The sequence below is a fragment of the Nocardioides lijunqiniae genome (genome assembly GCF_015024225.1).
GTDB classification, from domain to species: domain Bacteria; phylum Actinomycetota; class Actinomycetes; order Propionibacteriales; family Nocardioidaceae; genus Nocardioides; species Nocardioides lijunqiniae.
Genome location: NZ_JACJGM010000019.1, coordinates 1 through 20,000, shown reverse-complemented (window position 1 = coordinate 20,000; position 20,000 = coordinate 1). Strand labels below are relative to the sequence as shown.

22 protein-coding genes are annotated in these 20,000 nt (G+C 73.5%); 11 read left to right on the top strand and 11 right to left on the bottom strand.

Annotated elements, in window-relative coordinates; genetic code table 11:
• The first annotated feature begins 4 nt into the window (after positions 1 to 4).
• Both IRQ30_RS12725 and IRQ30_RS12720 read left to right on the top strand, forming a co-directional pair.
• Positions 5 to 2,506, top strand: a complete 2,502-nt coding sequence (locus IRQ30_RS12725; protein ID WP_193613208.1) for an ATP-binding protein — start codon at positions 5 to 7, stop codon at positions 2,504 to 2,506.
• Positions 2,503 to 3,183 carry a response regulator gene (locus tag IRQ30_RS12720; protein WP_193613207.1) on the top strand — a complete coding sequence of 227 codons (681 nt, stop codon included), beginning with the start codon at positions 2,503 to 2,505 and terminating at the stop codon, positions 3,181 to 3,183. Before IRQ30_RS12725 ends, IRQ30_RS12720 begins: the two co-directional genes overlap by 4 nt.
• A 10-nt stretch (positions 3,184 to 3,193) precedes the next feature.
• Here IRQ30_RS12720 and IRQ30_RS12715 read toward each other — a convergent pair whose 3' ends face one another.
• From IRQ30_RS12715 to IRQ30_RS12705, 3 genes are all read right to left on the bottom strand, one after another.
• A complete protein-coding gene (locus tag IRQ30_RS12715) occupies positions 3,194 to 4,618 on the bottom strand; it encodes a hypothetical protein (protein WP_193613206.1) in 1,425 nt (474 codons plus the stop codon).
• The gene (locus tag IRQ30_RS12710) at positions 4,615 to 5,142 is read right to left on the bottom strand and encodes a SigE family RNA polymerase sigma factor (RefSeq protein ID WP_227464540.1); all 528 of its coding nucleotides are present in this window, start codon (positions 5,140 to 5,142) and stop codon (positions 4,615 to 4,617) included. The genes IRQ30_RS12715 and IRQ30_RS12710 overlap by 4 nt, the downstream gene beginning before the upstream one ends.
• Positions 5,143 to 5,249: 107 nt before the next feature.
• Complete coding sequence (locus IRQ30_RS12705; protein ID WP_338087950.1) at positions 5,250 to 5,648, bottom strand: DUF4446 family protein; 399 nt, start codon at positions 5,646 to 5,648, stop codon at positions 5,250 to 5,252.
• 23 nt (positions 5,649 to 5,671) lie between these two features.
• On the opposite strand from IRQ30_RS12705, the gene IRQ30_RS12700 reads away from it, so the two are divergent.
• The 6 genes from IRQ30_RS12700 (at position 5,672) to IRQ30_RS12675 (ending at position 11,498) form a co-directional block, all read left to right on the top strand.
• Complete coding sequence (locus IRQ30_RS12700) at positions 5,672 to 6,511, top strand: prephenate dehydratase (protein ID WP_193609772.1); 840 nt, start codon at positions 5,672 to 5,674, stop codon at positions 6,509 to 6,511.
• 177 nt (positions 6,512 to 6,688) lie between these two features.
• On the top strand, positions 6,689 to 7,888 hold the full coding sequence (locus tag IRQ30_RS12695; RefSeq protein WP_193613205.1) for a fatty acid desaturase family protein: 1,200 nt from the start codon (positions 6,689 to 6,691) through the stop codon (positions 7,886 to 7,888).
• Positions 7,889 to 7,890: 2 nt separating this feature from the next.
• Positions 7,891 to 9,153: a lanthionine synthetase LanC family protein gene (locus IRQ30_RS12690; protein ID WP_193613204.1), complete on the top strand. Its 1,263-nt coding sequence runs from the start codon at positions 7,891 to 7,893 to the stop codon at positions 9,151 to 9,153.
• A gap of 37 nt (positions 9,154 to 9,190) precedes the next feature.
• Positions 9,191 to 9,784, top strand: a complete 594-nt coding sequence (locus IRQ30_RS12685; protein ID WP_193609769.1) for a TMEM165/GDT1 family protein — start codon at positions 9,191 to 9,193, stop codon at positions 9,782 to 9,784.
• Positions 9,785 to 9,817: 33 nt separating this feature from the next.
• Positions 9,818 to 11,032 (top strand): arginine deiminase, encoded by a 1,215-nt coding sequence (locus IRQ30_RS12680; RefSeq protein WP_193609768.1) that lies wholly within the window; start codon positions 9,818 to 9,820, stop codon positions 11,030 to 11,032.
• A gap of 100 nt (positions 11,033 to 11,132) precedes the next feature.
• Positions 11,133 to 11,498 (top strand): Crp/Fnr family transcriptional regulator, encoded by a 366-nt coding sequence (locus tag IRQ30_RS12675; RefSeq protein WP_193613203.1) that lies wholly within the window; start codon positions 11,133 to 11,135, stop codon positions 11,496 to 11,498.
• Between the two features lie 123 nt (positions 11,499 to 11,621).
• On the opposite strand, the gene IRQ30_RS12670 is transcribed toward IRQ30_RS12675, so the two are convergent.
• The 4 genes from IRQ30_RS12670 to IRQ30_RS12655 form a co-directional block, all read right to left on the bottom strand.
• On the bottom strand, positions 11,622 to 12,551 hold the full coding sequence (locus IRQ30_RS12670) for a DUF5926 family protein (protein WP_193609766.1): 930 nt from the start codon (positions 12,549 to 12,551) through the stop codon (positions 11,622 to 11,624).
• Positions 12,552 to 12,560: 9 nt separating this feature from the next.
• Positions 12,561 to 13,340, bottom strand: coding sequence for a glycerophosphodiester phosphodiesterase family protein (locus IRQ30_RS12665; RefSeq protein ID WP_193613202.1), 780 nt, complete (start codon positions 13,338 to 13,340; stop codon positions 12,561 to 12,563).
• 44 nt (positions 13,341 to 13,384) lie between these two features.
• A complete protein-coding gene (locus IRQ30_RS12660) occupies positions 13,385 to 14,575 on the bottom strand; it encodes an ATP-binding protein (protein ID WP_193613201.1) in 1,191 nt (396 codons plus the stop codon).
• 140 nt (positions 14,576 to 14,715) lie between these two features.
• A complete protein-coding gene (locus IRQ30_RS12655) occupies positions 14,716 to 14,994 on the bottom strand; it encodes a hypothetical protein (protein ID WP_193613200.1) in 279 nt (92 codons plus the stop codon).
• A 203-nt stretch (positions 14,995 to 15,197) separates the two neighbouring features.
• On the opposite strand from IRQ30_RS12655, the gene IRQ30_RS12650 reads away from it, so the two are divergent.
• Both IRQ30_RS12650 and IRQ30_RS12645 read left to right on the top strand, forming a co-directional pair.
• Positions 15,198 to 16,064: an Fpg/Nei family DNA glycosylase gene (locus IRQ30_RS12650; protein WP_193613199.1), complete on the top strand. Its 867-nt coding sequence runs from the start codon at positions 15,198 to 15,200 to the stop codon at positions 16,062 to 16,064.
• 4 nt (positions 16,065 to 16,068) lie between these two features.
• Positions 16,069 to 16,392 carry a rhodanese-like domain-containing protein gene (locus IRQ30_RS12645; protein ID WP_193613198.1) on the top strand — a complete coding sequence of 108 codons (324 nt, stop codon included), beginning with the start codon at positions 16,069 to 16,071 and terminating at the stop codon, positions 16,390 to 16,392.
• A gap of 108 nt (positions 16,393 to 16,500) precedes the next feature.
• On the opposite strand, the gene IRQ30_RS12640 is transcribed toward IRQ30_RS12645, so the two are convergent.
• Together IRQ30_RS12640 and aat are read right to left on the bottom strand one after the other, a co-directional pair.
• The gene (locus IRQ30_RS12640) at positions 16,501 to 16,929 is read right to left on the bottom strand and encodes a hypothetical protein (RefSeq protein WP_193613197.1); all 429 of its coding nucleotides are present in this window, start codon (positions 16,927 to 16,929) and stop codon (positions 16,501 to 16,503) included.
• Positions 16,930 to 17,004: 75 nt separating this feature from the next.
• Positions 17,005 to 17,685, bottom strand: coding sequence for a leucyl/phenylalanyl-tRNA--protein transferase (aat, locus tag IRQ30_RS12635; protein ID WP_193613196.1), 681 nt, complete (start codon positions 17,683 to 17,685; stop codon positions 17,005 to 17,007).
• A gap of 32 nt (positions 17,686 to 17,717) precedes the next feature.
• Between aat and IRQ30_RS12630 the strand changes: the two genes are divergently transcribed.
• Positions 17,718 to 18,398 (top strand): EcsC family protein, encoded by a 681-nt coding sequence (locus IRQ30_RS12630; RefSeq protein WP_193609758.1) that lies wholly within the window; start codon positions 17,718 to 17,720, stop codon positions 18,396 to 18,398.
• Here the strand turns inward: IRQ30_RS12630 and IRQ30_RS12625 are convergent.
• Positions 18,359 to 19,573, bottom strand: coding sequence for a hypothetical protein (locus IRQ30_RS12625; protein ID WP_193613195.1), 1,215 nt, complete (start codon positions 19,571 to 19,573; stop codon positions 18,359 to 18,361). The genes IRQ30_RS12630 and IRQ30_RS12625 overlap by 40 nt on opposite strands.
• Positions 19,570 to 20,000: hypothetical protein (locus IRQ30_RS12620; protein WP_227467519.1), on the bottom strand; the 431-nt coding region annotated here is incomplete at its 5' end. The genes IRQ30_RS12625 and IRQ30_RS12620, both read right to left, overlap by 4 nt.

Sequence of the window (20,000 nt, the reverse complement as noted above, 5' to 3'; positions counted from 1 at the left end):
GGACATGGTCGACGAGCCGCGCCGGGGTCGGCTGACCGTCTACCTCGGCGCCGCGCCGGGGGTGGGCAAGACCTACGCGATGCTCGGCGAGGCCCGGCGCCGGCGCGACCGCGGCACGGACGTCGTGGTCGGGTACGTCGAGACGCACGGCCGCACCCACACCGAGGGGATGGTCGGCGACCTCGAGGTCGTGCCCCGCCGCGAGGTGACCTACCGCGGCTCGACGTTCACCGAGATGGACACCGAGGCGGTCGTCGCGCGCGCCCCGGTGGTGGTCCTGGTCGACGAGCTCGCGCACACCAACGTCCCGGGCAGCCGGCACGCCAAGCGCGTGCAGGACATCGAGCAGATCCGGGCCGCCGGCATCTCGGTCATCACGACCGTCAACATCCAGCACCTGGAGTCGCTCAACGACGAGGTCGCGCGCATCACCGGCGTCCGGCAGCAGGAGACGGTGCCCGACGAGGTCGTGCGCACCGCCGACTCGATCCAGCTCGTCGACATGGACCCCGACGCGTTGCGGCGGCGGATGGCCCACGGCAACATCTACGCCGCCGACAACGTCGACGCCTCCCTCACCTCCTACTTCCGGGTCGGCAACCTCACCGCGCTGCGCGAGCTCGCGCTGCTGTGGCTGGCCGACCGGGTCGACGACGCCCTCGGCGACTACCGCCGGGCCCACCGCATCCAGGAGACCTGGCCGGCCAAGGAGCGCATCGTCGTGGCCGTCACCGGCGGCGCGGAGAGCGAGACGCTGCTGCGCCGCGGCGCCCGCCTGGCGCAGCGGGCGGCCGGCGCGGACCTGCTCGCCGTCCACGTGGTCGCGAGCGACGGCCTCCGCTCCCCCGACGACCGGCGCCTCGGACGGGCCCAGGAGCTGGTGGCGGCGCTCGGCGGGACCTTCCACTCGGTCGTCGGCGAGGACGTCCCGGCCGCGGTGGTCGACTTCGCCTCCGGCGCCAACGCCACGATGGTCGTGGTCGGCGTCAGCCGCCACGGCCGGCTGCGCCGCCTCGTCGCCGGGACCACCGGCGACCGGATCGCCTCGCTCGCCGGCGCCATCGACGTCCACCTCGTCACCCACGACCAGGTCGCGCGGGCCGCGCGCACCCGCTCGTTCCTCTCGCCGCTCTCGCGGGCCCGCCAGCTGGTGGGCTGGGTGCTCGCGGTGGCGCTGCCGGTCGTGATGGCGCTCGCGCTCGACCGCTCCGGCGAGACCGACCAGCTCGCGGTCGCCGAGCTCCTGCTGCTGGCCTGCACGGTCGTGGTGGCGCTCGTGGGCGGTCTGCTGCCCGCGCTGCTGGCCGCGGTGGTCAGCTTCATGACGCTCAACTACTACTTCGCGCCGCCGCTGGGGCGGCTCACCATCGCCCAGGGCAGCGACGTCGTGGCGCTGCTGGTCTACGTCGCCGTGGCGGCCGGGGTCGCGACCGTGGTCGACCGCGCCTCGCGACGGGGCACCGAGGCCGCCCGGGCACGTGCCGAGGCCGCCACGATGAGCGCCCTGTCGCGCTCGGTGCTGACGGGCCAGGACACCGCGGACGCGATCGTGGCCCGGGTCCGCGAGACCTTCGGCCAGCAGTCGGTCTCGCTGCTCGACCGCTCGGCGTCGGGGTGGTCGGTGCTGACCTCCAGCGGCCCCGACCACGCCTGCGCCCCCGACCAGGGCGACACCCAGGTGCGCGTCGACGACGACCACGTCCTGTGCCTGCGCGGCGAGCCGCTGCGCGCGTCGGACCAGCGGGTGCTGGAGGCGTTCGCCCTCCAGACCAGCCTGGTCCTGGAGTACCGACGGCTGCGCGAGCGCGAGGAGCACGCCGCCACCCTGGAGAGCGCCGAGTCGACCCGCACCGCCCTGCTGCGGGCGGTGTCCCACGACCTGCGCACCCCGCTGGCCACGATGCGCACGGCCGTCGACGGGCTGGTCTCGGGCGGACTGGACGCCGCCGACCGGCAGACCCTGCTCGACGCGGTCGACGGGTCCACCGACCAGCTCGAGCGGCTCATCGACAACCTGCTCGACCTGTCCCGCCTCCAGACCGGCCTGCTGCACCCGGTCCTGCGGCCCCTCTCGCTGGAGGAGGTGCTGCCGATCGCCGTCACCGGCCATCCGCCCGGCGCCGTGTCGCTGGACGTCGCCGAGTCCGTGCCGCTCGTCCTCACCGACCCCGGCCTGCTCGAGCGGGTGGTGGCCAACCTGGTCGGCAACGCCGTGCGCGTCTCCGAGGGCGCGCCGGTGCGGGTGCTGGCGCACGTGCTGCCCGGCTCCGTGGAGGTGATGGTCGTCGACCGCGGCCCGGGCGTGCCGCCCGACCAGCGCGACCGGATGTTCGAGCCCTTCCAGCGACTCGGCGACTCCTCGCCCGGCGGCCTGGGGCTCGGGCTCGCGGTCGCGCGCGGGCTCGCCGAGGCGGTGGGTGGCACGCTGTCCGCGGAGGACACCCCCGGCGGTGGCCTGACGATGGTGCTGTCGGTGCCGCGGGCACCCGAGGAGGCGGACGCGTGAGCCACAAGGTGCTGGTGGTCGAGGACGAGCCCGCGCTCGCCCGGGCCCTGGCGATCAACCTGCGCTCCCACGGCTGGGAGGTGGTCACGGCCGCCGACGGCCGCAGCGGGCTGGACGCGGCCGCCACCACCCACCCCGACGTGGTGCTGCTCGACCTCGGCCTGCCCGACCTCGACGGCACCGAGGTCATCTCCGGCCTGCGCGGCTGGACCAGCGTCCCGATCGTGGTGCTCTCGGCGCGCCAGCACGGCGAGGACAAGGTCGAGGCGCTGGACCTCGGCGCCGACGACTACGTCACCAAGCCGTTCGCCATGAACGAGCTGATGGCCCGCCTGCGGGCGGCCGTGCGCCGGGCCGAGGAGGTCGCCCCGACGGTCTCCACCGTGCAGGTCGGCAGCCTCCTCATCGACCTGGCCCGCAAGCGGGTCGCCCGCGACGGGACCGACGTACGCCTGACGCCGACGGAGTGGGCCTTCCTGGAGCTGCTGGCCCGCAACCTCGGCCGGCTGGTGCCGCGCGAGCAGGTGCTGCGCGAGGTGTGGGGGCCGGGCTACGAGCACGAGGGCCACTACCTGCGCGTCTACGCCGCCCAGCTGCGCCGCAAGCTCGAGGACGACCCGGCCCACCCGCGCCACCTGGTCACGACCAGCGGGCTGGGCTACACGCTCGAGCCCTGAGCCGGCGGGGTCAGCAGCGCTCGGTGGTGGGCGGGCTGACGGTCTCGTCGATCCGGACGCACCCCTGGCTCAGCGGCTGCAGCGGCGGAGCCACGTCCTCGGCGACCGTGCCACCGAGGGTCCACGAGGTCACGTCGTACTGCTGGGTGTCGGGGTCGGCCAGGAGCCGCGTGTGGAGCGTGCGGTCCGGGCCGATCCAGGTGTCGTAGGTCCCGGCGTCCGTCGCGCCGTTGCCGAACAGCACCCCGTCGGGGACCTCGGCGGCGTAGAGGCCGCCGTTCCACGTCGTCACCACCGTCAGCCTGTCGAGCTCGCCCGACTCCTGGCGCACCAGCAGCGCCAGCTCGTCGTTCGGCAGCAGGAGCCGGTCGAGGAACAGCACCGGCGCGCCACCCTCCGGGAGAGGGACGGACCGCTCGGGTCCGGCGCCGGTCAGCACCACGCGGCTGCGCTCCAGGGTGACGGTGACGCTCTCGCCGTCGAGCTCGTACTCCTCGGAGTCGCCGACCCCGACGGTGGCCTCGGCCGCCGGGAACAGCTGCGGCACGGCGGTGCCGTCACCGTCCAGGCACGCGACCGGCAGGCCGTCGTAGGTCATCGGGTCGGTGGAGGCGTGGTCGACGCACTCGCGGGTGGGCTCGCCGGCGACCAGCGCGCCGTCCTCCAGCGACCAGCGCGTGACCTCGACCGGGTAGGTCAGCGGGAGAGCGAGCGGCTCGCCTCCGGCGACGGCGTCGACCGTGAGGTAGGAGAACAGCGCACCGTCGCGGACGAACACCCTCGAGTCACGAGCGCGGCCGCCGTCCGCCGGCACGGTGCCGGTGACCAGGGGCGGGCTCTCCGGTTGCGTCGCCTCGACGAGCCGGCCCTCGACCAGCATCAGGACGGCGAACGGCTCGGTGCCGTCGGCAGGGTCGCTGTCGCCGCGGTAGATCGTGAGCTCGCGGTCGCCGTCGCCGTCGAGGTCCACGACGTCCGCGACGTTGACGAAGCCACCGAAGGTCTCGACCAGTCCGAAGACCGTCGCGCCGGTGGCCGAGAGGTCGACCTCGACCCGCGCCCGGGCCCCGACCAGGGGCTCGCCGGGCTCGTGGCGGATCCGTACCTCGTCCCCGACGCCGTCCCCGTCGACGTCGACCGGGTCGCTGGCGAACGGGATCGGCCAGCCGCCGCCGACGTCCTGCTGCGGCGGGAGGCTCGGCCGGGGGCTCTCCGAGCTCACGGGGGGCTGCGGGGAGGAGCCGCCGTCGCCTCCGAGGACGAACGGCGCGGCGATCGCGGCCGCGCAGGCGGCGGCCGCCACGGCGTACGTCGCGGGGCGGCGCAGCCGGTGCACGGTCGCGCCCGGGACCTCCAGGGGGCGCAGGTCCTCGGCCCGGACCAGGTCGGCGCGGGCCTCGAGGGCGCGGGTGAGTCGGTCTTCGATCGTGCTCATCGGGGGCCCTCCTGGGTGAGGATGCGCTCGAGCGCGTCGAGCGCGCGGCTGGCGGTGGACTTCACAGAGCCCCGGGAGATGCCCAGGGCCTCGGCGATCTCGATCTCGGAGAGGTTCGACCAGTAGCGCAGGACCAGCACCTCGCGCTGGCGCGGCGCCAGGTGGTCGAGCGCCTGGTAGACCTCGCGGTGCTCCTCGGCGAGCACCACCGTGCCCTCGGGGCCGTCGGGTGGCGCGTCGTGCGGGGCGACGTAGCCGCGCGCCGTACGCCGGCGGCGCAGCGCCGAGCGGCTGCCGTTGACGACCGACGTGCGCAGGTAGGCCAAGGCGGCCGCCTTGTTGTCGAGACGGCCCCGGCGACCGGCCATCGCGGCGAACGCGTCCTGCACCACGTCCTCGGCCGAGGCCAGGTCGTCGACCAGCAGGATCGCCAGCCGGACCAGCGAGAGCCGGTGGGCGGCGTAGAGCTCCGAGAGCTCGGCCTCACCGAAGGTCGGGGGCGCCCCCGATCGCGTCCTGGCCATGGGCCCGCCTCTCGCCGTCACGTCGATGGTCATGCTGATGAGACGTCCGGGGCCGCACCGGGTTGTCTCCGGCGCGTCGGGAGGTGGGAGTCGGGTCGTCCCGCAGCTCAGGGGCGGGCGTGGGCGATCGCCTCGTCCTCCTCGGGCGAGAGCTGCTGGTCGCAGGTCCACCCGGCGATGTTCTTGGCGTAGCCGCGGGCGTCGGAGCGGCCGTGGATCGAGGTGAGGACGACGCCGTCGCCGGCGTCGTCGAGCAGCGCCAGCGACCACGAGAGCCGCCCGCCCATGTCGCCGAAGGCGTCGTAGCGCACCACCGCGACGTGCCGCAGCGAGCCACGGGCCTCGGCGCGCAGCGCGGCCACCTCCTGGCGCAGGCCGTGCACGTCCTCGGGCAGCGCGTCGGCCCCCATCTCGTCGCTCGCGCGGCGCAGGCGCCGCAGCACCACCGCCGAGACCGTCAGGGAGGCGACGGCGACCACCAGGCTGAGCACGACGAGGAGGACCACGTCGCCGACCCTAAACTCTGGGCGTGACTTCCCCTCGACGCATCGCCTACCAGGGCGAGCCCGGCGCCAACTCCCACCAGGTGAGCCGCCAGCACTACCCCGACTGGGACACGCTCCCCTGCGCGTCGTTCGAGGACGTCTTCGCCGCCGTGGAGGCCCGGGAGGCCGACCTGGCGATGATCCCGATCGACAACTCGATCGCCGGCCGCGTCGCCGACATCCACCACTTCCTGCCCGGCTCGGGGCTGCACATCGTGGCCGAGCACTTCTTGCGTATCCGCTTCCACCTGATGGGGGTGCCCGGCGCGACCCTCGACCAGGTCCGCACCGTGCACAGCCACGTCCACGCGCTCGGCCAGTGCCGCAAGATCATCCGCGAGCACGGCCTGGTGCCGCTGATCTCCGGCGACACCGCCGGCGCCGCCCGCGAGGTCGCCGAGGCCGCCGACCCGACGCAGGCCGCCATCTCCCCGCCGCTGGCCGCCGAGATCTACGGCCTGGAGATCCTCGCCGAGGACGTCGAGGACGAGGACCACAACACCACCCGCTTCGTGGTGCTCTCCCGCGACCTCGTGCAGGCGCCCGCGGGCGACGGCCCGGTCGTCACCAGCTTCATCTTCAACGTGCGCAACCTGCCCGCCGCGCTGTACAAGGCGCTCGGCGGCTTCGCCACCAACGGCGTCAACATGACCAAGCTCGAGAGCTACATGGTCGGCGGCCACTTCTCCGCCACCCAGTTCCTCGCCGAGGTCGACGGCCACCCCGACGACCCCGGCCTCGCCCGCGCCCTCGAGGAGCTCGCCTTCTTCACCACCGAGGTCAAGGTCCTGGGCGTCTACCCCGCGGACCCGTTCCGGTCGTGAGGGGCAGGTTTTTCAGCAGATGCTGAGAACCCGGCGCTTCTGGGCCGGAACTTCACCCCAGAACCGCCGGGAAAGGCCCAGAACCTGCCGCCGACACCGGGGTCGCCGCGCGTCGTCGGATCGACTTCGGGGACACTGGGTACCGCACATCGCGCCCCCATCGCGAGAGGTCTCCCCATGACTGCGCTCGAACGACAGGCCCACAGCCAGGTCCGCCACCTCACGCCGTACGACGTGGAGCAGATCGGCGAGGAGCTCGACCGGATCCGCCAGCACGTGATCGACACGCGCGGTGAGCGCGACGCGGCCTACATCCGGCGGGTGATCGCCGTCCAGCGGCGCCTCGAGCTCGCCAGCCGCGTGATCCTGCTGGCCGGGCGCTTCCCCCCGGCGTGGGTCGCCGGCACCGCCGCGCTCAGCCTGGCCAAGATCCTCGACAACATGGAGATCGGCCACAACGTCCTGCACGGGCAGTGGGACTGGATGCGCGACCCCAAGATCCACTCCACGACCTGGGACTGGGACCACGCGTCCCCACCCGCCCAGTGGAAGCGCGCGCACAACGAGACGCACCACACCTACACGAACATCCTCGGCCAGGACAACGACCTCGGCTACGGCATCATGCGCGTCGACGAGGACCAGGAGTGGAAGCCGCGCCACCTCGCGCAGCCGCTGTGGAACTTCGTCAACGCGTGCATCTTCGAGTACGGCATCGCGATGTACGACATCGAGTTCGGCGAGCACCTGCGCCAGGGCAAGGGAATCACCCCCGAGCTGCGCGAGCGCATCCGCGCCGCCGCCGCCAAGGCGTCCAAGGGCATCACCAAGGACTACGTCGTGCACCCGCTGCTGGCCGGCCCGGGCTGGCTGGCGACGCTGACGGCCAACGCGACGGCCAACCTCGTGCGCAACCTGTGGAGCCACTCGATCATCATGTGCGGCCACTTCCCCGAGGGCGTGGAGACGTTCGAGATGCGCGAGCTCGACACCCGCGAGACCAAGGGCGAGTGGTACCTGCGCCAGATGCTCGGCTCGGCCAACATCTCCGGCCCGCCGATCATGCACCTGCTGTCGGGCAACCTGTCGCACCAGATCGAGCACCACCTCTTCCCCGACCTGCCCAGCAACCGGTACGCCGAGATCGCGCCGCGCGTGCGTGAGCTCTTCGAGCGCTACGGCCTGAGCTACAACGCCCGCCCGCTGCCGCAGCAGGTCGCCAGCGCCTGGCACCGCGTGCTGCGGCTCTCGCTGCCCAACGACTGGCTGGCCGAGACCGACCGGCGCAACCTGCCCCGCCAGCTGTCGAAGCTGTGGCGCCAGACGCGGACGTCGCTGGCCGAGGGCAAGCGCCGCGGGGCCCTCGCGCTCGCCTGACGGTGGGCGACGCGACGTACGCCGAGGTCGGCGCCGAGGCCTGGCGCTGGGTCCTGGGCCGGGTCCGCTGGGACGACGGCCCGTGGGTGCCGACGTCCGACCCGTGGCCGGACGACGCCGGCCCTCCCGACGACCGCGACGGGCTGCACAGCGGGATCGGCGGGCTCGCCCTGGCGCTCGCCGAGGTCGCGCGGACGCGGCCGTGGACCGGCGAGGAGGAGCGACTGGCGACCGGCGTGGCCGACCGGCTGCGAGGCATGATCCCCGGCTCGCAGGACGCCACGTGGTTCGACGGGCTGCCCGGCGACGCCTGCGCGCTGCTGGCTCTCGGCACCCACGGGGCCGACGCCGCCTTCGCCCGGCTCCGCGACCTGGCGACACCGGACGGTTGGGCCCAGGAGGTCACGGCGCCGCCCAAGTTCCTCCCCGGCGCCCGCATCAACGACGTGACCCTCGGCACGGCAGGCGTCCTCCTGGCAGCGGTGACGGGCCTGGAGCACGACGTGTCCGGCGCGCGCGAGGTGGCCGAGCACGCCGTCGAGGTGCTCCTGGCCGAGGCGGAGCCGGCGCAGGGCGGCCTGCGGTGGCGCCACGTGCCGGAGCGCTTCCGCACGACGCCGGCCACCGAGATGCCCAACTGGTCGCACGGGACCGCGGGCGTCGCCGCGGTGCTCGCCCGCGCGGGCGTGGCCCTCGAGCGGGTGGATCTGGTCGAGGCGGGCGCGGCCGGCGCCGAGCACCTCGTGACGCTGGCCGTTCCGAGCGGCGACGGCGTCGTCCTGCCCCGCTACGCGCCCGACCCCCTCCCCGGCGAGGAGCCGTGGTCCTTCGGCTGGTGCCACGGCGCCGCCGGCACCTCCCAGCTCTTCGCCGCCCTGGACGCCGCCGGCGTGGCCTCGGTGGGCGGCGCGCCCCCGTCGGCCTGGCGACGCCGCCTGCTCGCGAGCGTCGTCTCCTCCGGCGTGCCCGACCGGGTGCGCCCCGGCTTCTGGGACAACGACGGCCGCTGCTGCGGCACCGCCGGGGTGGGCGAGGTCGTCCTCGACGCGTGGGAGGACGACGGCGACGAGCGCGACCTCGCCTTCGCCCGCCGGCTCGGGGACGCGCTGGTCGAGCGGGCCGTGCGCGACGACGAGGGGGCGCGGTGGCGCTTCGTGGCGCCCGCGGAGAAGGACCCGCTCCTGCCGCCCGGCGTCGGCTGGATGCAGGGCGCGGCGGGCATCGCGGCGTACCTCACGCGCCTGGGCCGGGTCAGCCCACCCTGAGTAGGTCGGCGCCGCCGACACCCGGAGAATGGGCCCCATGGACCTCGCCGCCGTCGCGCTCACCTTCGGGGCGATCTTCCTCGTCGAGCTGCCGGACAAGACGTTCCTGGCGACCCTCGTCCTGGCCACGAAGTACCGGCCGATCCTGGTCTGGATCGGGGTGGGGCTCGCCTTCACCGTGCAGACCCTGGTCGCGGTGCTGCTGGGCCACGCGGCGTCCCTGCTGCCGCCGGACGTCGTCAAGACCGCCGCGATCGTGCTGTTCCTCATCGGGGCCGTCGTGCTCTTCCGCGAGGGCCGCAGCCACCAGGAGGCCGACGACGGCGAGGAGTTCGCCGAGAAGGCCAAGCCCGTGCAGGGCTTCCGGGCGGTGCTGGCGTCGTTCCTCGTGCTCTTCGCGGCCGAGTGGGGCGACCTCTCGCAGCTGCTGACGCTGTCGCTGGTCGCGAAGTACGAGGCGCCGCTCAGCGTCTTCGTCGGCGCCCTCGGTGCCCTGCTGACCGTGAGTGCGCTCGCGGTCATCGTCGGGCGCAGCCTCCTGCGCTTCATCTCGATCCACGTGCTCCACTACCTCGGCGCCGTGGTCTGCCTGGTGCTGGCCACGCTCACCATCTACGAGCTGGTGCGCTGAGCGTCCCGGCGCCGCGGGCCCTAGTCTGAGCCCATGACTGCGACCCATGGAGCGGACAGCGAGGTCGGCCGCCTGCGCACGGTGATGCTGCACCGGCCCGGCAACGAGCTCAAGCGCCTGACGCCCCGCAACAACGACAAGCTCCTCTTCGACGGGATCCCCTGGGTCGCCCGCGCCCAGGAGGAGCACGACGCGTTCGCCGAGGCGCTCCGCTCGCGCGACGTCGAGGTCCTCTACCTCACCGAGCTGCTCACCGAGACGCTCGAGACCCAGGCGGCCCGCGACAGCGCGATCGCCACCGCCCTGGCCGACCTCGACCTGGGCGACACGATGCGCGGCTACCTCAAGGGGATGCTGCACGACGCGAGCGCCGAGGACCTCACCGGCTACCTCACCGCCGGCATCCGCAACGACGAGGTGCGCGGTGGCTTCGGCCTCGTCACCTCGCTGCTCGCCCACGACGACTTCCTCGTCGACCCGCTGCCCAACCTGCTCTTCACCCGCGACTCCTCGGTGTGGGTGCACGACCGGATCGCGATCACCTCGCTGGCCATGCCGGCGCGCAAGCGCGAGTCGCAGCTGACCGAGATCATCTACAGCCTGCACCCGCGCTTCGCCGACTCGCCCCGCATCCTGGGCCACCACTTCGAGCACGTCGAGGGCGGCGACGTGCTCCTGCTGGCGCCGCGCGTCATCGCGGTGGGCGTCGGGGAGCGCACCACCCCGGCCGGCGTCGAGCGACTGGCCCGGCAGGTCTTCGAGGCCGCGCTGGCCGACACCGTGCTCGCCGTCCCGATCGCGCAGGAGCGCGCGACCATGCACCTCGACACGGTCTGCACGATGGTCGACGTCGACAAGGTCGTGATGTACCCCAACGTCGCGCACACGCTCACGGCGTACGCCGTCACCCGCGACGGGCAGGACGACGACGGCACGCTGCGGCTCCAGGTGGCCGAGGCCGAGCCGTTCCTGGTCGCGGCCGCCAAGGCGATGGGCATCGACCAGCTGCACCAGATCGACACCGGCCTCGACCCCGTCACCGCCGAGCGCGAGCAGTGGGACGACGGCAACAACACCCTCGCGCTGGCCCCGAAGGTCGCCGTCGCCTACGAGCGCAACGACGAGACCAACGACCGCCTGGAGGACGCCGGGATCGAGGTCGTCCGGATCGCCGGCTCCGAGCTCGGCTCGGGCCGCGGCGGCCCGCGCTGCATGAGCTGCCCGATCGCCCGCGACCCGCTGGTGTAGCCGTCCGCCCCCGCGCGCGGGGGCGGACGGTCGCTGGACAGGCCTGGGCCGCTCGGGGAGGATCCCCTGCGGGGAGGGCCCCACGGCGAAAGGGCACGGCATGGCTTCGTTCTTCGACACGTTCACCCCGCAGGAGGTGGCGCGCATCAGCGCGCAGGGCCGCCACGTGCGACTGCCTCAGGGCTGGTCGCCGATCTGGGAGCGGACGCCGGCCGACAAGGCCTACATCCTCGTCGACGGCACGGTCTCGGTCCGCAAGGACGGCACCGAGATCGCCCAGCTCGGCCCCGGCGACATCATGGGCGAGCAGGCGATCATCGGCCACAAGCTGCGCAACGCCTCGATCGTGGCGCTCACGCCGCTCGAGGTGATCCACTTCACCGACGAGACGGTGCGCCAGCTCTGCGACGACATGCCGTCGTTCAAGAAGGCGCTCGACGCGGTGGCCGCGTCCCGGCTGGGCTGAGCCGGACCGCCTCGACGGGCGGGACGCGAAGCGGCTCGGCCGCTGCCAACGGGGGATTCGGCAGCGACCGAGCCAGCACCCAAATCTAATCGCTCCGGGGGGCTCGGGCCAACTCGCGGGGAGTCAGCGGATGGTCACCTGACGATTGGCCAGACCGGACCTCGCGGCCCGCTGCTCGGTGGTGAGGTCGGAGGTGTCCGCGAGCGCCTCGGCGAGGTCCTTCGCGAACGCCGCCGCGCTGTCCTCGAGCACCTCCGCGCCGGTGCCGACCGGCAGGTCCCAGACCGGCGCGAGCAGGCCGTGGGCACGGAACATGCCGACGAGGCGGGAGTCGGTGGCGATCGAGTCCTGCCCGGCGGCGTGCAGCCGGGCGAGGGCGTCGAGCAGCTGGTCCTCGGGCTCGGGCATGACCCAGCGCAGGTGCTCCTTGCTGCCGACGTTGGTCCAGTACGCCGCCTCGACCGAGCTCAGCCGGGTCGTGGGGGTCGCCTGCTGGTTGGCCTGCTCGAGCGCGGCCTCCATGCCGCTGGTGTCCTCGACGTCGCTGACCCAGAAGTCGAACCCGTCGTGCACCGTGACGTCGAGCGACGTGCCGGTGACCAGGTCCTGGAGCCGCGGGCCCTCGCCGGGCGCCTCGGTCAGGCCGACGATGCCGGGCTCGGCCTCGAGGGCGCGGGTCAGCACCGCCGCCAGGTCGCGCGAGGGGTCGCCGTAGTTGTGCTGGACCTGCAGTCCCAGCCAGACCTGGCCGCTGTCGCGCGACATCGCCGGCACCGCCATCGGCAGCAGCGAGCACAGCACGACCGGGCGGTCGCCGGCCGAGGGGACGGTCAGCGGCGCGGTGGCCGCCGGGACCAGCTCGCGGAGGGCGACGATGTCGCACTCCGACGGCAGCCCCTCGAAGGTGCGGCCGACGAACACGTCGGGCGCGCCGCCCTTGGCGCCGTGGCAGGCCTTGTAGCGCTTGCCGGAGCCGCACGGGCAGGGCTGGCGGGGGCCGACCTCGCCGGCGGGGAGGTTCTCTCGTCTGATGCTGCGGTTGCGCTTGGCCATGGCCGCAACCTACTGGTCGAGCAGCTCCAGCATGTAGGCCGGGCGGTCGCTGATGACCGCCTTGACCCCCAGCTTGAGGCACAGCTCGAGGTCCTCGGCGGTGTTGACGGTCCACACGTGGACGTCGTGACCGCTGCCGGCCATCTTCCTGGCGAAGCGCGGGCTCTCGCGCAGCTCGTCGATGCCGGGCCCCACGATCCAGTCCTTGCCGATGACCCGGCGCAGCATCCGCCAGCTGACGGCGTGCTCGACGAGCTGCACCAGCTGGATGTCGGGCGCCAGGCGCTCGACGCGCTGCAGGGCGGTGAACGAGAAGCTCATGACCCGCACGGGCGAGCCCGGCCGGTCCCAGCCGAAGTCGCGGAGCATCTCCACGAGCCGCTTCTCGACGAGACCGCCGTAGCGGGTGGGGTGCTTGGTCTCGATCGCCACCTCGATCCGCCGGTCGTAGTCGGCGACGGTCTCCAGCAGCTTGCGCAGGGTGAGGACCCGGTCGAGCTCCTCGTCGCGGTCGGGCGCCTCGTCGTCCAGCTCGGACCACGGGTTCTTCCAGGAGGCGAAGTCGAGCTCGGAGAGGTCCGCGAGGTCCAGGGTGGAGATCGTGCCCTTGCGGCTCGCCGTACGGCGCAGGTCGCGGTCGTGGACGCACACCAGGTGGCCGTCGGCGGTGAGCCGGACGTCGCACTCCAGGCCCTCGGCGCCGGTGTCGAGCGCGGCGAGGTAGGCGCCCAGCGTGTGCTCGGCTCTCTCGTGGCTCGCTCCGCGATGGGCGACGACCTGCGGCCTCATACGACCAGTCTTGCGCGTCGGGGTGGGCCGCGTCGCGTCGCGGGTCAGCGTGAGCGCAGGAAGCGGCCGAAGTGGGGCACGGTGAAGGCGATCCGGCCCCGCTCGCCGGAGTAGATGAGGCCCTTCTTGAGGAGCGAGTCACGCGCCGGCGAGAGCGACTGCGGCTTCTTGCCGAGCACGGCGGCGACGTCCGCGGTCGGCACCGAGCCCACCGCGTCGACCTCGTCACCGGCCGCGTCGGCCATGGCGTGGAGGTACTCGCGCTCCCCCGGCGTCGCCCGCTCGAAGCGGCTGCCGAAGAAGCCGACCGCCAGCTCGCGCTCGGCCTCCGGCGCCGCCACCGCCACGTCGTCGACGGTGATCGGCGAGCGCGGTGCGACGTCCCAGAAGGTCTTGCCGTAGGCCTGGACGAAGTAGGGGTAGCCACCGGTGGCGTCGTACATCGCGGCGAGCGCGTCGTCGGTGAACGTCGCCTCCTCGTCGGCGGCCGGCGCGGTCAGCGCGCGGTCGGCCTCGGGGCGCTCGAGCCGGTCGATGCGCTGGTAGGAGAAGAGCCGCTCGGAGTAGGACTTGCTCGCCGACAGCACGGCGGGCAGGTGCGGCAGCCCGGCGCCCACGACGATGACCGGCAGCCCCGTCTGGCTGATCTCGTGGCAGGCGGCGCACAGCGCGGAGACGTCGTCGGGGCCGAGGTCCTGCATCTCGTCGAGGAACACGCCGACGCCCTTGCCGAGGTCGGCGGCCAGCCCGCCCACGTCGGTGAGCAGCTCGACCAGGTCGATCTCTATGTCGCCGGAGTCGGCGCGCCCGCGCGCGGCCGGGACGTCGATGCCGGGGCTCCACTGGTCGCGCAGCTTGGCCTGCGGTCCGGCCTCGCGCTGGGCGAAGGCCCGCAGCACGCCGAGCACGTGGTCGCTCTGGTCGGTCTCGGGGTGGCCCAGCTCGCGCACCGCCTGGTGCAGCGCGCTGCTCAGCGGGCGGCGCAGGCGCTGGTCGGGGCGCGCCTCGAGCTTGCCGGTGCCCCAGCCCTTGCGCACGGCCTGCGATCGCAGCGTGTTGAGCAGCACCGTCTTGCCGACCCCCCGCAGCCCGGTCAGCACCAGCGAGCGCTCCGGGCGCCCCTTCGCCACCCGCTCGAGCACCACGTCGAACGCGCGCAGCTGCTCGTCGCGCCCCGCCAGCTCGGGCGGACGCTGACCGGCGCCGGGCGCGTACGGGTTGCGGATCGGATCCATGCCAGGACGGTATCGGGGTGTCTAGCCGATTCCCTAGAGTGGCGCGCCGAGGGCGATAGTCCCTGACGATCGTGCTGTGGAGAGCGGCTGAGGGCGACACGAACGTCAGGGACCACCCCGGCGACGCGCCCCGGCCGGGATCAGCCGGTGGCGGTGCTGGGTCGGATGGCGGTGTCGTCCCAGGCGTCCGGACGGCGGACGGCGGCGTAGGACTGGGCGAGGCCGGTGCGGAGCAGGTCGATCAGGTCGGGGACCTCCTCGACGGCCAGCCGGAACGAGCCGGTGCACAGGTTGTCGCGCCACAGCGAGAGCACGACGATGTCGGCCTCGGAGTGCCAGGAGACCCGGAGCGCGCGGTCCGCACCGCGGGCGTCGAGGAAGATCGACCCCGTCTCGGGCAGCGGGCGTGCGGCGGGCATGCCCCATCATGCTCCCGCTGGCCGTGGGTTGTCATCGGTTTGCGGGGTCGGGCTCTGAGCGCGGGCTCCGGCGCGGGAGTTTCGCCGGTCGACCGGCGAAACTCACGCTTCCCGGCCGAAGTTTCGTCGGTCAACCTCCAGTTTCGCCGGTCGACCGGCGAATCTCACCCGGCGAATCGCCCCCAGCAACCTAGAATCGCTGCGTGCCCGAGCTGCCCGAGGTGGAAGCGCTGGCCCTCGACCTGCGGGGGCGGCTGGAGGGGCGTGCGATCACCAAGGTGCACATCGCGGCGTTCAGCGCGCTGAAGACCTACGACCCGCCGCTGAGCGCGCTCGAGGGCACGCTGGTCGACGAGGTGACCCGGCACGGCAAGTTCCTCGACATCGACGCCTCCGGGCTGCACGTCGTCTTCCACCTGGCCCGCGCGGGCTGGATCCGCTGGCGCGACGAGGTGCCGGCGCTGCCGCCCAAGCCCAGCAACAAGTCGCCGCTGGCGGTGCGCATCGTGCTCGACGACGACACCGGGCTCGACGTCACCGAGGCCGGCACCAAGAAGTCGCTGGCCCTGTACGTCGTCCGCGACCCCGCCGACGTGCCCGGCATCGCCCGGCTCGGCCCCGACCCGCTCGCGGACGAGTTCACCATCGACGTGCTGAGCGAGATCCTGCAGCGCGAGGGGCGCAAGCAGCTCAAGGGCGTGCTGCGCCACCAGGGCACCATCGCCGGCATCGGCAACGCCTACTCCGACGAGCTGCTGCACGCCGCGCGGATGTCGCCGTTCAAGCCGGCCAACAGCCTCGACGACGAGGAGCTGCACACCCTGTACGCCGCCATCCGCGGCGTGCTGGGCGACGCGGTCGACCGCTCCCGCGGGCTCGCGGCCAGCGAGCTGAAGGGGGAGAAGAAGTCGAACCTCGCCGTGCACGGCCAGACCGGCAAGCCGTGCCCGGTCTGCGGCGACATCGTCCGCGAGGTGTCCTTCGCCGACTCGAGCCTGCAGTACTGCGCCACCTGCCAGACCGGCGGCAAGCCCCTCGCCGACCGGCGCATGAGCCGACTGCTCAAATAGGTCCATGACCGCCATCCCGACCGTGTCCATAGACGGCGTCCCCGAGGGCCTGGCCGTCCTCGACGTCCGCGAGCCCGTCGAGTGGGCGCACGGGCACATCGAGGGCGCCCTGCACGTCCCGCTGATGGAGCTGCCGCAGCGCCTCGCCGACCTGCCGCGCGAGCAGACGCTGGTGGTCTGCAAGGTCGGGGGCCGCTCCGCCCAGGCGGTCGGCTACCTCGTCGAGCAGGGCTACGACGTCGTCAACCTCGACGGCGGGATGCTGGAGTGGGAGGCGGCCGGACGCCCGATGGTCAGCGACACCGGCCAGCCGCCGCAGGTCGTCTGACGCCCGGCCCCACCCCGAGCGACGCCCGTTCGACATCGGACGGGCACCCCGAAATGACGCCGAGCACCGAGCGGGCCCGATCGGCCCGTCCGGTGCTCGGCGCGTGGGTCACTCCGTCTCGGGAGCCTCGGGCGCCTCGGGCGCCTCGGGCGCGCACGTCTTGGTGACGTACTCGCCGAAGGCCTCGAACTTCTTCTCCTCGTCGCCGCTGAAGTCGTCGAGGTCCTCGAGGTCCTTGGCGTCGGCGTCGTCGTCGATGTCGGCGACGGCCTCGGTGAAGATCTCGAAGCCCTCACGCGCGTCGTCGGGGATGCCCTCGGGGGTGCCGGTGTCCTCGAGGTCCTTGACCGCGTCCTTGACCTTCTTGATCTCGTCCTTGGTGGGGTCGCCGCCGTCGGAGCCGGCGGTGCTCTCGCTGATCTTGGTGAAGGAGTCGCAGAAGTCGGCCTTCGAAGCGTCCGTCGGCGCGCCACCGCCACAGGCGGTGGCGGTGCCACCGATGAGGACGAGGCTGGCAGCGAGCAGGGCGATCTTCATGGGGTTGGTTCTCCTCAGTTCGGGGATGAAGGCGATACCTACCCAGGACACACCGGGTTCAGTCCTCCGAACACGTCACATCGCGAGGCGGGTCGGTGGCGGGACGGTGAACAGCGAGGGCAGACGGGCCAGGTAGTCGGTGCGCGGCATCGCGCGCACGCCCAGGGTCGCGAGGTGCGGGGTGACCCACTGGGTGTCGATCAGGCGCCGGTCGGCGTGCTCGTCGCGCAGCAGGTCGACCAGGCCCACCAGCGCCACCTTCGAGGCGTCGCGCGCCCGGTGGAACATCGACTCCCCGGCGAAGAGCCCCCCGATCGCCACGCCGTACAGCCCGCCCTGCAGCTCGCCGTCGCGCCACGCCTCGACGGAGTGGACCCAGCCGAGCTCGTGCAGGCGCAGGTAGGCCTCGCGGACCCGGCCGTCGATCCACCCCGCGGGCCGGCTCGGGTCGGCGCACGCGTCGATGACCTCCGGCAGCGCGGTGTCGACCCGGATCTCGAAGTCACGGACCGCCTTGCGCAGCGACCGCGAGACCACGAGCCCGTCCAGCGGCAGCACACCCCGCTCGACGGGGCTGAACCAGTACATCGGCCCGTCCCCCTCGTCGACCGGCATCGGGAACATCCCGCGCCGGTACGCCGCCAGCAGGGTGCCCGGCTCCAGGTCGGCGCCGATGCCGACCAGGTCGTCCTCGGGGTCGAAGCGTCCGGGGTCCCCGAACACCCACGCGGTGGGCGGGGGCTCGACGGGAGGCACGGCCACGACCGTAGCCGTTCTAGGATCGGAGCATGGGACTCACCGGCAGCATCGGCAAGCAGCTCGCGCCCAAGGTCGCCGGGCTGGCACCGGGCCTGACCGCGTCGTTCGTGCGCGAGGCCCTGCACCGCGCGATCGCGGGCGTCGGGCCGCTCCCGCCGGCGGCCGCCGCCGCGGACAAGCAGCTCGCCGAGCAGCACGGCGACGTCGACAAGGCGGTGCACGAGGTCATCGAGAACCACGTCCGCTACGCCGGCGCCCAGGGCTTCGTCACCAACATCGGCGGGCTGGTGACCGCCGCGCTCACGATCCCGACCAACATCACCGGCCTGGCGCTGATCCAGTGCCGGATGATCGCCGGCATCGCGCACCTGCGCGGCTACGACCTCGACGACCCGCGCGTGCGCAACGCGCTGCTCGTGACCATCCTCGGCGAGGACTCGGTCACCTCGCTGGTCAAGAAGAAGAAGATCCCGGCGCCGCCGATGGCGCTGGCGACCGCGCCGGTCCACGACGGCGCCCTGGACCTGGTGATCTCCTCCGAGGTCGGCTCCGACCTGATCGCCAAGGTCGCCGGCAAGCGCCTGGCGGTCACGGTCGGCCGCCGGGTGCCGGTCGTGGGCGGGATCGTCGGCATGGGCGCCGACGGCTACCTCACCTGGAAGATCGGCCGCTACGCCGACCGCGAGTTCCTGCCGCGCGCCGCGCGGTAGGCCTGGAGCGCGTTCCGGCCCATCGCGGAGGCCTGCAGGCGACGCACGGCCCTCGCCCGCGCCCGGTACGTCGGTCGCAGGTAGGACCGCTCGAGGGCGCGGTAGGCGTCGTCGAGCTCGCCGCGCACGTCGCGGACCTCCTGCTGCAGCCGCGCGTTCTCGAGCAGCAGCGCCTTGACGGCGTCGACGGCCGCGCGCGCGACCTGCTTCTCCACCGGTGAGTCCGGGTTCGCCCACCGCTTCGGGGGCCGCCCGCCGCGCAGGTCCTCGAGGTCGCCGACGACGTCGTAGCCGCGCTCGCCGATCTCAGTGATCCAGGCGTCCTCCAGGTCGCGCACCCACGGGTGCACGTCGGGCGGCAGCGCCAGCCGCGGCGAGCGGGTGCGCCGCGACAGGGTCTGGTGGGCGAGCAGCTCGCGCACCAGCGGCCGGTAGTCGACGGGCGCGACCTGGCGGTTGGCCGCGCGGTTGATGCGCCGGATCAGCGCCGTCTCGGGCACCCCCAGCGACGGGTTGACGCGCTCGGCCTCCAGGTCGAGCTCGAGGCCGTCGAGACCGAGCACGTGGCTGAAGCGCTTCCAGAGCAGCTCACGGTCGCCGCCGCGCGGCGGCACGGTCACCACGTGCACCTGCTCGGGCGGCAGGTCGAGCCCCCAGCGGTTGAGGATGTCGGGGATCTCCTGCACGCTCCAGAACCAGCTCGAGATCCGGCCGCGCCGGGCGGGGTCCTGGATCTGGCGCAGGAACCGCTGATAGCTGATCGTGCTGCGGTGCTTGACGTTCTCCTGCCACTCCGCCGGGACCTGGCGCACCAGGTCGCGCACGGACAGCACGACGTGGACCTCGGTGCCGGCGCCGTGACCGAGCGACTCCATCGCCTGGCCCACCTGCGAGCGCGACGCCGCGGCCAGGATCTCGTGGCTGATGATCGAGGTGCCGGGATGGGCGCGCACCTGCGACGCCAGGCGGTCCCAGGCCCCGATCGCCTCGGACTCCAGGCCGCCCCAGGGCAGCCGCATCAGGTCGAGCGCGGCGAGGAAGTGGGCGTCGAAGCGGTCGGCGGGGTAGAGGATGCCGGCGCCCGCCAGGGTCGGGCGGTTGCGGAACAGCACGTCCTGGAGGTACGACGTGCCGGTCTTGGGGGTGCCGACGTGCAGCAGCACGCGCCGCGTCATCGGTGCTCCTCCCTCTCCGTGGGCCTGTCCATCGGGTGCGCCGGCCGGTCGCCGGACCCGAGCAGCAGCCGGACCGCGAGCTCGAGCACCCCGGACTCGCTCGGCCCGGCCGTCGTGGCCGCGAGGTCCTCGCGCCGGGGCAGCAGCAGGTCCGGGTCGCCGTGGACAGCGTAGCCAGCGCCGATCAGGTCGTCGCGCATGCGGGCGGCCCGGTCGAGGGCCCAGTCGGCGTGCTCGGCGGGGACGGCGAGCGGTGCGCCGGGCGCCCCGGGCGCCCCGGAGGCCGGGGGCACGTCCAGCAGCCGGGGCAGCAGCGTCCGGCGCAGCAGCTCGGTGCGGCGCTGCGGGAGCACCAGGATGCCGAGCACCGCGCCCACCCGCCGGGCGAGGTCGGTCGCGTCGGCGGACGGCCGCGGCCGCGCCGGCA

Excerpts from the sequence above, each read along its gene's own strand:
- IRQ30_RS12725 (WP_193613208.1), top strand. The coding sequence starts at position 5 with ATGGTCGACGAGCCGCGCCGGGGTCGGCTGACCGTCTACCTCGGCGCC.
- IRQ30_RS12715 (WP_193613206.1), bottom strand. The coding sequence starts at position 4,618 with ATGAGCACGATCGAAGACCGACTCACCCGCGCCCTCGAGGCCCGCGCC.
- IRQ30_RS12710 (WP_227464540.1), bottom strand. The coding sequence starts at position 5,142 with ATGGCCAGGACGCGATCGGGGGCGCCCCCGACCTTCGGTGAGGCCGAG.
- IRQ30_RS12695 (WP_193613205.1), top strand. The coding sequence starts at position 6,689 with ATGACTGCGCTCGAACGACAGGCCCACAGCCAGGTCCGCCACCTCACG.
- IRQ30_RS12685 (WP_193609769.1), top strand. The coding sequence starts at position 9,191 with ATGGACCTCGCCGCCGTCGCGCTCACCTTCGGGGCGATCTTCCTCGTC.
- IRQ30_RS12680 (WP_193609768.1), top strand. The coding sequence starts at position 9,818 with ATGACTGCGACCCATGGAGCGGACAGCGAGGTCGGCCGCCTGCGCACG.
- IRQ30_RS12675 (WP_193613203.1), top strand. The coding sequence starts at position 11,133 with ATGGCTTCGTTCTTCGACACGTTCACCCCGCAGGAGGTGGCGCGCATC.
- IRQ30_RS12670 (WP_193609766.1), bottom strand. The coding sequence starts at position 12,551 with ATGGCCAAGCGCAACCGCAGCATCAGACGAGAGAACCTCCCCGCCGGC.
- IRQ30_RS12665 (WP_193613202.1), bottom strand. The coding sequence starts at position 13,340 with ATGAGGCCGCAGGTCGTCGCCCATCGCGGAGCGAGCCACGAGAGAGCC.
- IRQ30_RS12660 (WP_193613201.1), bottom strand. The coding sequence starts at position 14,575 with ATGGATCCGATCCGCAACCCGTACGCGCCCGGCGCCGGTCAGCGTCCG.
- IRQ30_RS12655 (WP_193613200.1), bottom strand. The coding sequence starts at position 14,994 with ATGCCCGCCGCACGCCCGCTGCCCGAGACGGGGTCGATCTTCCTCGAC.
- IRQ30_RS12645 (WP_193613198.1), top strand. The coding sequence starts at position 16,069 with ATGACCGCCATCCCGACCGTGTCCATAGACGGCGTCCCCGAGGGCCTG.
- IRQ30_RS12640 (WP_193613197.1), bottom strand. The coding sequence starts at position 16,929 with ATGAAGATCGCCCTGCTCGCTGCCAGCCTCGTCCTCATCGGTGGCACC.
- IRQ30_RS12630 (WP_193609758.1), top strand. The coding sequence starts at position 17,718 with ATGGGACTCACCGGCAGCATCGGCAAGCAGCTCGCGCCCAAGGTCGCC.
- IRQ30_RS12625 (WP_193613195.1), bottom strand. The coding sequence starts at position 19,573 with ATGACGCGGCGCGTGCTGCTGCACGTCGGCACCCCCAAGACCGGCACG.